Source organism: Bacillus sp. MUM 13 (genome assembly GCF_001866725.1).
Classification (GTDB): Bacteria; Bacillota; Bacilli; order Bacillales; family DSM-1321; genus Peribacillus.
Genome location: NZ_MLYQ01000083.1, coordinates 32,658 through 47,975 on the forward strand (window position 1 = coordinate 32,658; position 15,318 = coordinate 47,975).

Genomic DNA, 15,318 nt, shown 5'->3' on the forward strand with positions numbered 1-15,318 from the left:
TCCCTTTCTTCCGCCTTTTCTCATTCTTCAAAAAAGCTGATTGGCCGCTGTATGGTGATTGACGATTGAAACTCCTGCATTTTTTATAAGAATGCAAAAAGCTTCATTCAATTCAATTAGGGCACGATTCATCCAAAGAGAGCTTTTCCGTTTTGTGCCAAGTACCATTATAATAGCCGCGGCTCGAGGCAGCAAATTATACCTCTCCTCGTCAGCCAGATTACTTGCCACTATTTACGTTACCAAGTACCAGCCATTAAAAGGAGCGGCCAGGTAAGAAATGCCGCCTTTTTCAAGGCGCAAATCGGAAATGATCGGACTCCATACCCTTTCAGCCCGAGATTTTCAAACCAGGGATATACCGGATGAGTTACATCCCCCTCTTTTACAATGCTTCGGGGTATTTCAAATAACTCAGGAGAACTGCCCCCAGCACTAGCTGCAGCTGCATCTGTAGCTTGTCCTTCATCTCTGCGATCAATAATTAGAACCTCAGCACCCATTTTTGCTAACTGATATGCTGTTGATGCCTTTTGGGAGCTGCCCCCGCTTAACCACAACTGGATGAAGCGCCTTATATGTCCATCTCCCACCATTTTTGTTCTTCTTGCTTCATCTGTTTCTCGGTTTGCTCTGGATAGGCGGTCCGGAATTTATGATGGTCAGCTGGGATGATTTCTACCATTTTTGCAATCATATCTTCCGGGTCAAACTGGTTGTTTAAGCCCTCTTCCGCCTTTTTTATATCCTCTTTTCTCGTGAAGTTTTTCTCTTCATCGTACCATTTCCATAGCTCTTCTGCCGCGCGATCATTAAAACCGGTCTTGAAGGAACCAGGGTTAATGGTGGCAACTTTTACTCCAAATCCTTGAAGTTCCAACTGAAGGGTATGGGCAATTGCTTCAATCGCGTGCTTTGTAGCGGCATATGGACCGCCATATGGAGATGCCAAAATTCCAGATTCTGAACTCATAAAGACGATTTTTCCGCTTCCCTTTTGAACCATCTTACGTGCAGCTATCTGTACTGTTTCCAAGGTTGCGAAAACATTTACCTCAAAGAGTGCCCGAAATCGGTTCATCGGCACTTCCCCGAGTGGCCCCCGTTCATTAATGGCAGCATTTGCGACAAATACGTCAAAATCATACTTCTCTATCTGTTCCAGATCCAAAGGATTCGTAATATCGACTTTAATCACCTCAATATCCAGTTCTAGGTCATTTGCTTCCCGCAGAAGGTCTGTTTTTTGAGAAGTAAGCTCTGTAGTGGCAATTACATGATGACCTTTTTTGGCGAGACCAATTGCTGCGCCTCTGCCCAGCCCGGTGCCTGCACCAGTAATGAAAATTGTTTTGTCCATGTTAAATCCCTCCATTCGAATAGCATGCCAATTTATTGTTCCCAATTGTAGTAAGGGCAAACCGAACATGTGCAACTTTACCGATTCGATTCCTGCAGGATTAATGACGGCGTCGCTGTAAAAAAAACGGCGGTGAATTTTGATCTGCTGTAGTGCTATACCGTCTATATGTGCCCTAATGGGGGAAACACATTAAAGTATTACTTCGAACGAATCATCTAAAAACAGGATTAAAAACAATTATGCCTCATGGGTTTCGACATACCGGTTCAATCAAGGAAAAAGACAACCTTTCTCCACATGAAAGAGCGGATTCAATTACGCAGGAAAACAAGCAGCTCTTTCATATGGAGAAAGACATTTTAAAGCAAGCCGCGCAATACTAGGACGAAAGTAAATGTGATCAAAAATAACCAGCACAAATACTCGATCAGCAATGTGCAAAGTCCTGCAGATTTTCTAGAAGCACAGGGACTTGTCTCAGCGTACACTGTCGCCCAATTCAAACCGCATAGCAAGATCTGTAATGAATCCAAGCAAAAAAACGAAGTCAATCGGGAATTCGACCAGGCAGAAGAACTTGGCGGTCGCAGTAAGTGATTTAACCTATGTAAGAGTCAATGGGAAATGGCATGGCAGTACATCCTTTGTTGATCTCTTTAAGCGCGAAATCATTGGCTCAAGCAGGGGACCAAATAAAGCAGTGGCATTGGTTTACCAGGGTTTATCGTCCATCAACAGGGACCTTCGAAGGATTACATATTTCCATACGGTTATAACCTTTCTTTTGTTTTGGATTACGATCTCTTACCGATTTTGGGTCATATCGGTAAGAGACCCAGACTGTATACTACAAATTCTTCAAATTACCATTTCTTAAGTCCAAGCAGCTTCTCACCTAATTCAGTCAGCTCGGCTCTTGGATATTTTAGCTGTTCCAACTTGCGAGGATCTCCTGGGAAGGCATCCCCTTTTGGCGGTATACGATCCCTCCAAGAAGCAATACGTTCTTCACGAAGCTCTTCATTATCCTCTTGAGCGGGAAACATTGAAATATATTGCGCTATTCTTGGCCTGTCAGAAAAATTCGGACGTATACCGTGCGGCTGCATCGAATTAAAGATTAACAAATCCCCGGCTTTTTGCACGATTCTGGTTGGCTCATACCCAGCTATGTCTGGGTGATAAGGATCTCGATCCGCAGGTTGAGATTTTACCCATTCAGGAAAATCGCGGTACAGTTCCGGAATACATTGGAACCCTCCCATTTCTTCTGTGGTATCCACTAAGGATAAAACTCCCTGAACGTTTTGTGGAAGTGGAGTCTGGCTAGTATCTACATCCCAATGGATAAAACCCCCGGATGAATTTTTATCTTTTTTGGGCATATTCAAGTTACACCGATCAATGCTAGTCCATAACTCTTCGATTCCCCAGATGTCTACAAAAGCATCATAGACTTGCGTATACATTCGGTTATCCCATAAATATTGATGATTATATAACTCTACCATTCCAGTCCCTTGAAGTTCCTTCATTTTCATTTCTGTACGTGGAGGGGTATACCAGCTGGATGGGTCATTAGGATCCTTTTCCTCAAACTCCCATATTAAGCTCTTTAACCTTTCAATATTTTCTTTAGGAATCGCATTCCGAATAATAACATATCCGTTTTCTCTCCAAAATCTCCAGTCCTCTTCGCTTAATACGCGCAGCGGCTCGTTGTTCGGCCGAGTGTTTAGCGGCTGAGTAATTTTCAAAGAATCATGATTACCCTTGTTTTTAACATCCATACTCATAATTAATACTCCCTTTCTTATAATATTTCGATAATTGAAAAGGCTTACAACCTTTATGTATTTACCATAATTTATGGAACCAGTTTCAGGTCAAGGTAATTTTTTTATTTTAATCTTTATTACTTTGTACGTACTACTCGGGTCTGCACTTATATATTCACTTGACAAAAAAAAGAAATCTATACAAGTGGGAAGATGTGAATATCCAAGCCAATAGCTGCTTCCTATTTTACGAGTTTTGCTCAGCTAATCGCTTAATTTCCGTCAAACATCATTGCCTTTTAATCAGGGTTCATAACAACATTTTTTTGAGCATCAGCGGCATATTACGACTTATAAAAAGAGACTGGTATTAGCAAACAATAAAAAATTGAAAATGACCATGCTGATATATTATATATTTCAGGTCAAAGGGACAATGTGTGTAATACCTACGATGCATGTGTTGAAATATAAATATCTTGAAGCAGCACCAGTATAGATATAAATATAGTCTTTTAGAGTATAAGGATTTAGGACACTCTTTAGCGGTACCTAATATTTTTCATCTAAAGGAAACATTGAATGTACCAATGGGTGAGGGTTCGTTCACTTGTGGAGATAGATTAAAAGGAAATTCTGCAGGTCAAGCTGATTCTCCCAATTTTATTAAGCTCTCTTATGATTGGAAGTGACCAAACTTCCTACATTTGAGGAGAAAGAACAGGATGATCAAAATGGCGCATTCTACAATATCAAATTCTTAAAAAGAGGTTGAAGGGCTATCCCAAAGGCAAATTGCGAAAAAACTTGGGATTTCTCTAAACACTGTAAGTAAATATCTAATAGACAAAGTTCAATTCTTTACTAAGCTATATACTCATTGTGTTAATTCTAACGATTTATTTAAAATATCTGGTAATATTTCTAGAGCATTATTTTTGCCGGTTCTTCGATTGGCCTTCTTTCCATTTACCGTCACACTAACTCACCTTAGACAGTCAGAATAAAAAAGCTTGTGGAGAAAAAAATAAGGGCTTTCTCCACAAGCAACAAGAGGTTTCCACTTGTCTTAATTACTTTATACAATAGATTTTCCTGCCTCAGCTAAAGCATGATGAATCCCATGCTGGAGGGTTCTGAAGCATTCAAATTTTGAAAGGTTAATTCCGGATTGAGTTAGGGTGATTCCCAATTCTGCAGAAATCCCTACCAATATAGTCTTAATACCAATTAAAGAAGCAGCTGCTCCAATTTTTTCGATAAAGTTGGCAGTATACTGACTTACTTCCATATCTAAACCAGTTAGATCTAGTACTAAAAAGTTTGCTTGGTGTTGAGGGAGGTTAAACAGAGTATTAGCTATTAAATCTTCAGATCGTTCTTCATCATATTTCCCAAGAAGAGGAACAACCACAATCCCTTCTAATACAGGGATAACCGGTGAAGATAATTGTTTAACTAAATCCCTTAATTCCTTGGTCTTTTGTTCGACCATTACTTCAAGCTGCTTTATCTGTTCTGATTCTTTCTTCCTCGATAATTCATGGATATTATCTGATACTTTTATATCGGATGGGTAATATTCAATTATGCTGTATTCATGCCCCTCCAGTTGGTCTTGCACAATTCTGTACCAGATTCTCGTACCAAATAAACCAGTGAAAATCCCCGCATAATGAGCCGCTAAATATAAACCGCTCTGTTTTTTCCCCTGAGCTAAGTTAATCTTATATTCCCAGCTGTCTTTAATCTCAGCAATAAGCGTTTTGGATTGAAAATCAAGTTCCCTGATTTCTGTTCTTCCCCATCCTGCTGACGCATATGTATTGGTAATCCTTTTTGCTGCTTCAATTACGCTTAATTGCTTCATCTTTTCAAAATATTCACCAACCACAAGCCCCTGGCGATAACCAGTAGTCTCAAATACAAGTTGTGTAGCCTCTTCTCCCGAAATTTCCTCAATGGTATCAAAAAAGGTTTTCATTGCACTTGAAATCCAAAATAAGACCGCGTCTTCTCCCTCAAAAATAAATTTCCCTTTATCTAAATCCCAGCCAAAGTCTAGCCCGCCAATATTAATGTTAGTATTATGATTCATTTAAAAATCTCCTGTAATATATTTGGTTTACTTAACAGAATTATTATAGCATTATGATATTAATTATAAAATTAAAGCCGCCTGCATTTGGTATGGATAAAACAAAATAGGTTGCCGAAATCAGCTCAATCTTCTTAACAAACGCACTCAGTTACTTTCATAGCAATAGGTAAGACTTTGATGTAATCTCCACCTTTTCCCCTCTGACTGAAGTTCATAGCATTGCTTGTTTGTGTATCTCCTAGTGGAAATAAATACAAACCAGCAATTTTATATGTTTTGAAATTATTCTTATGAAGGCTCTTGTATGTTTCCGATGGATTAATGGGTTTTCCATATTTCCCAATTGATTTTAGACGATTATATGGTTTTCGTTAGATGATAGGCTATTTTTCCAAAGTCTTTATTAATACGAGTTGCAATCTTAAAGCATCACACCTTACAGATTTAGAGTATTTTTGGTCATTTTTTTACTATATAATGCAATTCAACAAATTGATTAAAGGTTCTGGTTCCTTTTAGATATAGGTCAAGCTGATAATCACCAGCTTTAAATAAAGGAATTCCTTCACCAATAATAGATGGAGCAATTGTCAAAAACAGTTCATCGACTAATTTTTCTTTTAAAAACGTATGTAATAAGTCTCCACCACCAACTATCCAAATATTTTTTCCTTCTTCTTTTTTTAAGTTATTAGTAAAGTTAACAATGCCTTCATTTACAAATTTAACATCATTTGTATCTTCAAATTGGGACCTAGAAAAAACGTAACAATCTTTATTTTTATATGGGAATTGACCTTTTTCGTATTTCATTATCCAATCATATGTTCTTTTTCCAATTAAGATTGTGTCAATCGTTTCAAAAAATTCCGAGTAGCCATTATCCCCTTCACCATCAACCTTAAATAACCAATCTAATGAGTCTTCTTTTGTTGCAATATACCCATCCAGACTTTGAGCAATAAACAATACTATATTCCGTTTATTCTTCATAACACGCCTCCTATCTACGCTTCTAATAAGAAATAAGCCACTTTTTATTTTAACTTATTATAGGGTCCAAGCCGTAATTTAGTGCTTTGCCGACTAATCCGTGCTTCAAATGTCTCCAAAACTATAAAATCAAGAACTACTACTTATCTAATCTATACCAAAGTTAATCTGCCATTTCCATCTTCTTTGTTACTGCCAAATGAGGGATGTCCTTTAACATCTTTTCTTCATTAAATACAAATTGCTTTTTACCTATACTAAAGAAAATTCGAATCAGTTTATTACATAAAGCGATTAGAGACTGCATCTTCTTTAAAGGATTGTCTGGACGTTGAGTAAGCATATAACGCCTTAAATGCGGAATTCTTGGCAAAGAAAATCATACAAACCCTGAAGAACAGAGCTCTCAGTTTCTTCCGCCCTCTTTTTGTGATGGTCGTTTTTCCTTTGTGCTTGCCCGATGTATTTTCTTTTAAGCTTAAGCCAGCAAGCTTGATAATTTGCCTGGGATGATTGCCATACCAACGTTCTGTGAATTGTTCCACTTTCGGAAAGCTAAAAAACAAAGGCTGCAAGACAACCAAATAATAGGTACTTTAAATCAATAACTGCCAATATCAGGGCCATATTATTTTTGTTTAGTAAAAGGACCGTACATATTTGATATGGATAATATGTACGGTCCTTTTTATTGATATAAACTCTAAATTCCTCCTAAAATGATAGACTATGTCTCAATTCAGTTCTAAACCTTCTAATTTGATAAACTCTAAATAAATAGTATAATAGGGACTACATGATAGCGTTTACAAATGTGGCTTTACCAATACATTTTGGGAGTGTGATTTTGTATGGCTGGAAATCGTGCGGTAGTCTATGTGAAACCAGGAGAGGTGGGAGTAAGGGATATAAGCTATCCGGATTTGGTTCTGCAGGACGGCCCCGGAGTGAACCCGTTAAACGTGGGCAGGAAGTGTAATCATGGTGTTATTTTAAAGGTCGTTACAACAAACATCTGTGGAAGCGACCAGCACATGGTTAGGGGAAGAACGACAGCACCAAGCGGCTTGGTACTAGGCCATGAAATCACGGGAGAAGTAATTGAGGTAGGAAGTGATGTTGAATTCATTAAAAAGGGAGATTTAGTTTCTGTTCCTTTTAACATTGCTTGCGGACGCTGTAGAAGCTGTAAAGAACGGAATACCCATGTATGTGAAAATGTGAATCCGGACCGGGCAGGTTCAGCCTATGGATATGTAGATATGGGAGGCTGGGTTGGCGGACAATCAGAATATGTAATGGTCCCATATGCAGATTTCCAGCTGTTGAAGTTTCCGGATAAAGATCAGGCTATGGAAAAGATCCTGGATTTGACCATGCTGTCTGATATATTCCCGACAGGCTATCATGGTGCGGTTTCTGCTGGAGTAAAGACAGGATCTACGGTTTACATAGCAGGTGCCGGCCCTGTTGGATTAGCAGCAGCCCATTCCGCCCAGCTATTAGGGGCATCCAGAGTGATTGTAGGGGATCTGATAGAAGAACGTTTGGCCCAGGCCCGCAGCTTTGGCTGTGAAACCGTCAATTTACGTGAACATGCCAATCTTGGTGAGCAGATTGATCAGCTGCTGGGAGCACCTGAAGTGGACTGTGCTGTGGACTGTGTCGGTTTCGAAGCACATGGACATGGTGCAGGATCAGGCGAGGAGGCTCCAGCTGCCGTATTGAACTCTATAATGGATGTCACTAGAGCAGGCGGAAGACTTGGAATTCCCGGACTGTATGTAACGGGAGACCCGGGAGCGGTTGACGATGATGCCAAACATGGAACCTTAAAGATTCGTTTGGGTTTAGGCTGGGCAAAGGCTCATACATTTGTTACCGGGCAGACACCTGTCATGAGCTATCACAGGGAACTGATGAATTCCATTTTGAGCGGCAGGGCGCAGATCGCCAAAGCGGTTAACGCGACATTAATCTCTTTGGATGAAGCACCGAGCGGCTATGCGGAATTTGATAACGGGGCATCAAAAAAATTCGTTATCGATCCTCATGGTCTGGTAAGAAGTTGATAGAATCATAAAGCGTTGGCGCACCTTAAGTATTTTTAACATAATTACATTATGCGATTTCCCCAGACTACTTCAAGTTTTGATTTAATTATTGTACTAAGGGTATTAAAATCGAAAAATCCTACTTCCTGTCATACTTAGGGAAGTAGGATTTTATCGTTCTAGACCGTATTCTTCTGATTTTTCTAGAAGATGACCATACACTTGTACACAGGCTTGGTTCTTTTTTTAATAGTATTCCTTACTTTTTACTATTTACAATCCCTTATTTGTCAAGAGCTTTCGTTTCATCTGTTTTCCATTCTAGGCCCTCCTTTTTTTAAAATTAGGCTGTTTTCGTAAACTTTCTTGCTATGGAAAAAAGGGGTTGATTTCCGCTACAGGATGCTCCGCTTTCCGCGGGGCGTGCGCTGGAATCTCATCTTTTCGAAGATAATAAAACGGAGAACCTCCCCCACCTTTCACAAGCCCTTTGGTGAGTTTAATACTTACTCTTCTATTTAAATAACTCTTTTATCTATGGATTGTTATCTCTAAATTTATTTAAAAAAACCATTGCCAGAATTAATTCATCTGATTCATATTTTCTTTTTCCTTTTAAAATTGTTTTCACTCTGGCTATTAGTGATGGACAGCTGAAAATGGACTTGAAAATTTAAAAAGAGGAATGATTTCCATCCCTCCTGTAACCCGTTTATATTAATCATGTAAAACCTTTATTCCAAATTGCTGTGCTGTTTAAAAGCCTGACTGTTATCGACGTGATTTAATTCTGCATACAAAAGGCAAATGGTATCAAACACAATATGAGCACATTGATCAAACAATGAACCAAGAGGCTGTATGGTTTCGGTTTCACCTTCACGGCGGAATTTAGTCGCAGCTGGGATATGGACAAGATAGCTTGAAGATAACCCTAATCCTGATTCTTTTTCGGTTGATATGCCAACAACCTCGCAGTTTATTGATTTTGCTTTTTCGGCAGTCCATACTACACTTTTAGTAGTGCCTGAACCGGAAACGGCTACAAGTGTATCTCCTGTACCAATGGAAGGTGTAATCGTTTCTCCAACAACAAAAGCAGAAGCGCCTAAATGCATTAATCTCATGGCAAACGATTTTGCCATTAATCCCGAACGTCCTTCGCCAATGACAAAAATCCGGTTCGAGCGCTTTAATAGTTGGGCAATTTCAGATAAATTATGCTGATCAACCTGTGTAAGCACTCCATCCATTTCATTTAATATGATAGTTGTTTTATTCATTTCCATTACCCTCCATTGATTCAATAATGCGTTTGAACTGTCTTGCAGCAGCTGCGGGATCTTCTGCCTTGGTTATGGCAGAACCAATAATGGCCACTGCTGGATTCAGATTTCTCATTAAGGCTGGCAGCGAGTCGGGGGTAATGCCGCCTGCAGCAGCAATTGTAACAGCAGAAGACTCTGCAAGCTGTGGCCGCTGATTTATGATGGCGCCTTCTTCCAGCTCATCCCGGCTCGTATGATGACAGAAGATCCCATCTTGATATTTCATCAAATTTGCTTTTTGTTCTGCGGAAGTATTTAATAGGTCAATCATTACACTCTTGTTCATTTTTCCAGCTGCATCAAAGCAGGCATCAAGGGTAACCAGCGGCGATACTCCCATTACAGTAGCCACATCCGCACCTGCCTCAAAACACATTTCAAACTCATATCTGGCATTATCTATGGTTTTACAGTCTGCAACAATGATTTTCTGGGGGAAAGCTTCTTTCAGCTGTTTTACACTGTTCATTCCAAATTCCTTAATTAAAGATGTGCCAACCTCGATCCAATCGACATAATCCTCTGCTAACCTGGTAATTCGGATAGCTTCCTGGATGGTTAGTCTGTCTAAAGCCAGTTGCAGTTTCATTATCAATAACCCCTTTGATTTTAAAGTAAACCGGTTTAGTAAAAAGGCAGGGAGGTTCCTAAAGCTCCTAAACAGGCAAATGCTATCATTTGCCTATTTAGATGATTCCCTCCATATAATGTTGCTTGGGAAAATGACGGTTTCAGAATCTACATCTTCCTTATTAATCTGTTTATATAATATTTCTGCAGCCTTTTTTCCCATTTCATAAGCAGGCTGGGCAATTGTTGTTACTGGAGGATCTGCCAAATGGGCAAATGGAATATTATCAAAAACAATGAGTGATAAATCCTTTCCTATTTTAATACGTCTTTCCTGAAGGAATTCAAGCACTTCAAGGAAAACTAAATCATTGCCGGCAAATAAAGCTGTCGGCGGTTCTGGCAGATCAAACATTAGAGATAAATGTTTCTTAAGTTCCTGTACTGGAGCATTTATTATATATTCATCTTTAATAGCAATATCTGCTTCCAGTAAGGCTTGTTTATAACCAGCCAGCCGCTCTATTCTCGGGCTGATTGTTAATGGCTGAAAGGCTGTAGCTATTTTAAGGTGTCCGCTTTGTATAAAATGCCTGATTGCTTCATACGAGGATTTTTTGTTATCTGTCACAATAGCCGGCACATTAATTTCTCCTGCTGATCTATCCATAAAGACTACCGGGTAGCTTTCTTTCTCCATCGTTTTGTAAAGATCGGCATTTTGTCCAGTAGGAAAGATAATCAGCCCATCCACTTGTTTTGCGCGCAGCATTTCTATATAATTTTTTTCTTTTACCGGATCATCATCTGCATTGCATACTATTGCATGGATATCATGTACATGAAAATAATCTTCAATCGAACGGCTCACTTCCGTAGAAAAACGATGTACAATATTCGCAACAATAATTCCGATCATAGACGTTCTTTTTTGTTTGAGACTCCTTGCTAAATAATTAGGCTGATAGTCTAATTTTTCAATAGCCAGCTCAATTTTTTTCTTTGTTTCAGTTCCCATATATTCATAGCGCTTATTTAAAAACTGTGAAACAGTGCTTTTGGAAACACCAGCTTCTTTGGCAACATCGGCCATGGTAGATTTTTTCATTGCATCTTCCTCTTCCATTAATCCCTGGTTACATTTTATCCCACTTTGACCGGCAGTGAAACCCCCGCATTGGAAGTTTCACTTTTTACTTATTCCGGTAATTGTCTCGTTTTCCTGGCTTGACCGGCAAAACGGACATAAAAAGTAAGATACTAAAAAATTGAAACCTAAGTTAGAGGAGCTTCCTGAAAAATTGGTTCACTTTTTGCAGCCTGCATAAATCTCTTGGCATTCAGGCAAATTTGTTCTAAGTATCTATCGGTCATCTCATTTTTTGGATCCACTAATGTGCTGCCGGCTCCAATTGCAGCTGCCCCGGCTTTGATGAATTCACTTGCATTTTGGAGATTTATCCCTCCTGTAGGCATCAGCGGGATATGCGGAAGCGGGCCTGCAAGGCTCTTTAAATATTCTGGCCCCCCAACATTTGCGGGGAAAACCTTAACTAAATCGGCCCCATATTCATAGGCGCTAAGAATTTCCGTTGGAGTAAATGCACCTGGCACACTGATCACTCCATACCTTTTTGCCATTTCAATCGTTTCTTTTTTTAAAGAAGGAGAAAAGACAAATTGCGACCCTGCCATAATGGCTTCTCTGGCTGTATAAGCATCAAGGACTGTACCCGCTCCTATCAGCAGCTTATTGCCGAATTCCTCACAAAGCTTTTCAATTATTTTTAGTGCTTTTGGTATTTCCATTGTGATTTCCAGAGCCGTAACTCCCCCAGCCTCCAATGCTGAAGCTATCGGTAAAATGGTTTCGGTTTTAGCACCTCTTATAACTGCTACTACTGCTCTTTTACGTATTTCCTCTGCTCCCATTTCTTGCGCCTCCTTATTGATTTTAAATATTGCAGCATCGCTTATATTAAGCGCTTACTTTAAAATCCTTCTTCTTTGAGGGTGTTTTAGCTTCCCTTAGTGCCCAGATAGTCAGCAAAGCCGATAAAAACAAGGAGCCGGCCATAAAGACATATGATGCTCCGAATCCCCCGGTTCTTCCATTAAGAAATCCCACAATATAAGAACCAAGAAATGAGCCTAATGCACCCATGCTGTTGATTAAAGCCATAGCACCTCCGGCAACATTCCTCGGAAGAATTTCAGGAATGATGGCAAAAAACGGGCCATAAGGAGCGTACATGGCACCTCCTGCAATTATTAATAATATAAATGAAAGCCAGAAGTTGCTTGTTCCGATGAGATAAGAACCATAAAACGCAATTGCCCCGATTAATAAAAATGGCCATACAAAAGCTTTGCGATTAAGTGTTTTGTCAGAGAAATAAGATGTTCCAAGCATTAATAACACAGCCAGGATATAAGGAATGGATGATAACCAGCCGGTTGTGACGATATCCATATTGGGAGCCGCTTTAATGATGGACGGCAGCCACATAACAAAACCATAAACACCAATGCTCCACAAAGCATATTGCAGACTGAGCAGTATCACCGTTTTTGATTTGAATGCATCACGGTAATTTTTAACTTCCTGCATTCCCTGCTGTTCTTTTAACAGCTCCTCTTCAAGGTGCAGTTTTTCTTGGCTTGAAAGCCACTTTGCATCTTTCGGATCATCCTGGACAACCTTCCACCATATAAAAGCCCAAATCATTGCTGGAAACCCTTCGAAGATGAACATCCATCTCCAGCCAAAGGAATTTAGTAAATATCCGGATAAGATACTCATCCATAAAACAGTTGCAGGATTACCCAAAATCAAAAACGTATTAGCACGCGATCTTTCTGCTTTTGTAAACCAATGGCTTAAAAATATGAGCATGGAAGGCATTACCGCACTTTCCACCACTCCCAGCATAAAACGGATTCCGAATAAGAGCTTAATATTTGTTATGAGTCCTGTTGCGGTTGCTAATCCGCCCCATAAAATTAATGACCAAAAGATAAGTTTTTTTGCACTTTTATTATCAGCATAATAGGCACCTGGGACCTGGAAAAAGAAATATCCCAGAAAAAACAGAGAACCCAATAAAGACGAGATGCCTGGGGTGATATGCAAATCTGCTGCCAGGCCAGAGGCAGCTCCGAAGCCATAATTGGCCCTATCCAAATAAGCCAGGCTGTATGTAATAAAAGCAATCGGAATAAGGCGCAGCCATCTTTTTTTAGAAAGAGTCTGTTTTTGCATCATTTCATCTTCCTCCTATTAATGAATTATTTAATAAATCCTGCAGCTCATCCTTTGTGGGATATCCGTCATTATCACCAGGAGATTGCACAGCAAGCGAGCCAATTGCATTGCCTCTTAATACAGATTCATAAACAGATAGATTTTCTAAAATGCCGCTAATTACACCGACTGCAAACCCATCTCCCGCACCCACTGTATCTATCACCTTATCAGCCTTGAAAGATGGGATGGTCCCTTTTTCTTTCAGTGATTCATAATAGGCCCCATTTTCGCCTAATTTAATGACAACAAGCTTAACGCCTTTTTCTAAGTAAAAGCTTGCAATATCGCAGGGATCCTTGAATCCTGTCAATACTTCCCCTTCTTCAATTCCCGGAAGAAAGTAATCCGCTTGTACGGCCATCCTATTTATTTCTTCAATCATTTCCTGCTTTGAATTCCACAAACCAGGACGAAGATTAGGATCAAAGGAAATGGTATTTTTCTCTTTTTTCATAAAAGATAAAGCTTCATGTGAAAATTCCCTGGCGCTTAGTGATATGGCTAACGGTATTCCAGTCAAATGCAAATGCCTGGCTTTGCTAAAGTACTCTTCGGAAAAGTCGGACTTTTCCAGAAAACTGGCAGCAGAGCCTTTTCTAAAATATTGAACTTCCGGATCTCCCTTATCAACCTTGGATTTAATCTGAAATCCAGTTGGATGATCTTTATCTGCCAGTACACGGCTGATGTCAACGCTTTCACTATTAAGCCTCTGAATGATAAAGTCCCCGAAGGCATCTCTTCCCACCTTGCTTGCCCATCCTGCACGAAGGCCGAGCTTTGCAAGCCCTATAGCTACATTTGTCTCAGCTCCTGCCAGTTCACGATTAAACTGTTTTACTTCATGCAATGGGCCTTTTTCTGCCGCTATAAACATCGCCATAGCTTCTCCAAAGGTAACTACATCTAATTCCTTCATGCTAATGACCAGCTTTCTTTGTTGGATTTTTTCATAAAATCTACATAAACCTTCGTTCTTTCTTTTGGCTGTATGGGAAATTCAAGGGCAATGGGTACGTCTTGCGGTAATTGCCTTAAGATATTCCAATATTCTTTTCCTTCCAAAGAAATTGGTTCCGCTATCAGCATTCCATTTCTTTCTGCAACCGATTTAAGATGCAGATAAGACACATACGGGGCTAGCTCGTTAAACGCGGCTTCGGCATCTTCTCCCGTGTAACGCCAATTTCCTGTATCAAATGTCATTCTGACAGGAACATTATATTGAGAAGCGCTTTCAAAAAAATGGACTAACAAATCCTTTCTCCCTCCATAAAGGGTTTGATCATTTTCGATAAGCAGTTGAATTGGACTATACTTTGACGCCACTTCATTTAATTTTTGAAAATCTGATGTACTTGGTTTAAAACGCCCCAGCGAAACCTTTAAAAATTTTGCATTCAAGTCAGCTGCTTCGTTAAATACTTGTGTCAAAAGTTCCTTATTTAACATCTGATCTTCATTCCATAAGTAAGTTGGAGCTGAATAAACAGCAATCAGCTTTCTTTTGTTTATTACCTGCTGGAGTTCTTTTAAAGGTGGTTCTTTTTCAAAATTCAATAACTCTCTGCGTATTTCCACTCCATCTGCTCCTGCATCAGCAATAAATTCAATAAAAGCTTGCTGTCCCAGCTTCTGTACATCTGACTGTTCAAATGCATTCAGCGGAACAATAATATTGCTCATTTGATCTGCCCCTTTGCATTTTTATAAACCGGTTTAGTAAATCGATTTATTTGAATTATATAGTTAATGTAAGCGCTTTTCAAGTATTTCTTTAAATTTTTTATATCTTACTTTTAGTTTATTTTTTAATCTGCAGTA

Annotated in this window: 13 protein-coding genes and 4 pseudogenes; 3 read left to right on the top strand and 14 right to left on the bottom strand. The window is 39.4% G+C overall.

The window, feature by feature from the left end:
• Nucleotides 1-27: 27 nt before the first annotated feature.
• The 3 genes and pseudogenes from BIV59_RS24530 to BIV59_RS17550 form a co-directional block, all read right to left on the bottom strand.
• Nucleotides 28-404 (bottom strand): annotated as a pseudogene (locus tag BIV59_RS24530) (nitric oxide synthase oxygenase).
• Nucleotides 405-440: 36 nt separating this feature from the next.
• Nucleotides 441-566: pseudogene (locus tag BIV59_RS23805) on the bottom strand (FAD-dependent oxidoreductase); the annotation flags it as partial.
• 8 nt (nt 567-574) lie between these two features.
• Nucleotides 575-1,360, bottom strand: a complete 786-nt coding sequence (locus BIV59_RS17550) for an SDR family oxidoreductase (protein WP_071352749.1) — start codon at nt 1,358-1,360, stop codon at nt 575-577.
• A gap of 526 nt (nt 1,361-1,886) precedes the next feature.
• On the opposite strand from BIV59_RS17550, the gene BIV59_RS23305 reads away from it, so the two are divergent.
• Complete coding sequence (locus BIV59_RS23305) at nt 1,887-2,240, top strand: hypothetical protein (RefSeq protein ID WP_139194409.1); 354 nt, start codon at nt 1,887-1,889, stop codon at nt 2,238-2,240.
• On the opposite strand, the gene BIV59_RS17560 is transcribed toward BIV59_RS23305, so the two are convergent.
• Nucleotides 2,227-3,159 carry a phytanoyl-CoA dioxygenase family protein gene (locus BIV59_RS17560; RefSeq protein ID WP_139194410.1) on the bottom strand — a complete coding sequence of 311 codons (933 nt, stop codon included), beginning with the start codon at nt 3,157-3,159 and terminating at the stop codon, nt 2,227-2,229. The genes BIV59_RS23305 and BIV59_RS17560 overlap by 14 nt on opposite strands.
• Nucleotides 3,160-3,917: 758 nt before the next feature.
• Here BIV59_RS17560 and BIV59_RS24115 point away from each other — a divergent pair.
• Nucleotides 3,918-4,148 (top strand): annotated as a pseudogene (locus BIV59_RS24115) (helix-turn-helix domain-containing protein); the annotation flags it as partial.
• 71 nt (nt 4,149-4,219) lie between these two features.
• On the opposite strand, the gene BIV59_RS17565 reads toward BIV59_RS24115, so the two are convergent.
• The 3 genes and pseudogenes from BIV59_RS17565 to BIV59_RS22960 all read right to left on the bottom strand — a co-directional run.
• Nucleotides 4,220-5,239, bottom strand: coding sequence for an STAS domain-containing protein (locus tag BIV59_RS17565; protein ID WP_071352751.1), 1,020 nt, complete (start codon nt 5,237-5,239; stop codon nt 4,220-4,222).
• Between the two features lie 462 nt (nt 5,240-5,701).
• Nucleotides 5,702-6,235 (bottom strand): dihydrofolate reductase family protein, encoded by a 534-nt coding sequence (locus BIV59_RS17570; protein ID WP_071352752.1) that lies wholly within the window; start codon nt 6,233-6,235, stop codon nt 5,702-5,704.
• A gap of 163 nt (nt 6,236-6,398) precedes the next feature.
• Nucleotides 6,399-6,747 (bottom strand): annotated as a pseudogene (locus BIV59_RS22960) (transposase); the annotation flags it as partial.
• A 339-nt stretch (nt 6,748-7,086) separates the two neighbouring features.
• Here BIV59_RS22960 and fdhA point away from each other — a divergent pair.
• Nucleotides 7,087-8,307: a formaldehyde dehydrogenase, glutathione-independent gene (gene fdhA / locus BIV59_RS17580; protein ID WP_071352754.1), complete on the top strand. Its 1,221-nt coding sequence runs from the start codon at nt 7,087-7,089 to the stop codon at nt 8,305-8,307.
• A gap of 716 nt (nt 8,308-9,023) precedes the next feature.
• On the opposite strand, the gene hxlB is transcribed toward fdhA, so the two are convergent.
• The 7 genes from hxlB to BIV59_RS17615 all read right to left on the bottom strand — a co-directional run bounded on the left by hxlB (nt 9,024) and on the right by BIV59_RS17615 (nt 15,180).
• Nucleotides 9,024-9,572: a 6-phospho-3-hexuloisomerase gene (gene hxlB, locus BIV59_RS17585; protein WP_071352755.1), complete on the bottom strand. Its 549-nt coding sequence runs from the start codon at nt 9,570-9,572 to the stop codon at nt 9,024-9,026.
• Nucleotides 9,565-10,206: a 3-hexulose-6-phosphate synthase gene (gene hxlA / locus BIV59_RS17590; protein WP_071352756.1), complete on the bottom strand. Its 642-nt coding sequence runs from the start codon at nt 10,204-10,206 to the stop codon at nt 9,565-9,567. The genes hxlB and hxlA overlap by 8 nt, the downstream gene beginning before the upstream one ends.
• A gap of 93 nt (nt 10,207-10,299) precedes the next feature.
• Nucleotides 10,300-11,295 carry a LacI family DNA-binding transcriptional regulator gene (locus BIV59_RS17595; RefSeq protein WP_071352757.1) on the bottom strand — a complete coding sequence of 332 codons (996 nt, stop codon included), beginning with the start codon at nt 11,293-11,295 and terminating at the stop codon, nt 10,300-10,302.
• A gap of 167 nt (nt 11,296-11,462) precedes the next feature.
• Complete coding sequence (locus tag BIV59_RS17600; protein WP_071352758.1) at nt 11,463-12,119, bottom strand: bifunctional 4-hydroxy-2-oxoglutarate aldolase/2-dehydro-3-deoxy-phosphogluconate aldolase; 657 nt, start codon at nt 12,117-12,119, stop codon at nt 11,463-11,465.
• 46 nt (nt 12,120-12,165) lie between these two features.
• A complete protein-coding gene (locus BIV59_RS17605) occupies nt 12,166-13,449 on the bottom strand; it encodes an MFS transporter (protein ID WP_071352766.1) in 1,284 nt (427 codons plus the stop codon).
• Nucleotides 13,450-13,453: 4 nt separating this feature from the next.
• Nucleotides 13,454-14,413 (bottom strand): sugar kinase, encoded by a 960-nt coding sequence (locus tag BIV59_RS17610; RefSeq protein WP_071352759.1) that lies wholly within the window; start codon nt 14,411-14,413, stop codon nt 13,454-13,456.
• Nucleotides 14,410-15,180 carry a sugar phosphate isomerase/epimerase family protein gene (locus BIV59_RS17615; RefSeq protein ID WP_071352760.1) on the bottom strand — a complete coding sequence of 257 codons (771 nt, stop codon included), beginning with the start codon at nt 15,178-15,180 and terminating at the stop codon, nt 14,410-14,412. Before BIV59_RS17615 ends, BIV59_RS17610 begins: the two co-directional genes overlap by 4 nt.
• Between the last annotated feature and the right edge of the window lie 138 nt (nt 15,181-15,318).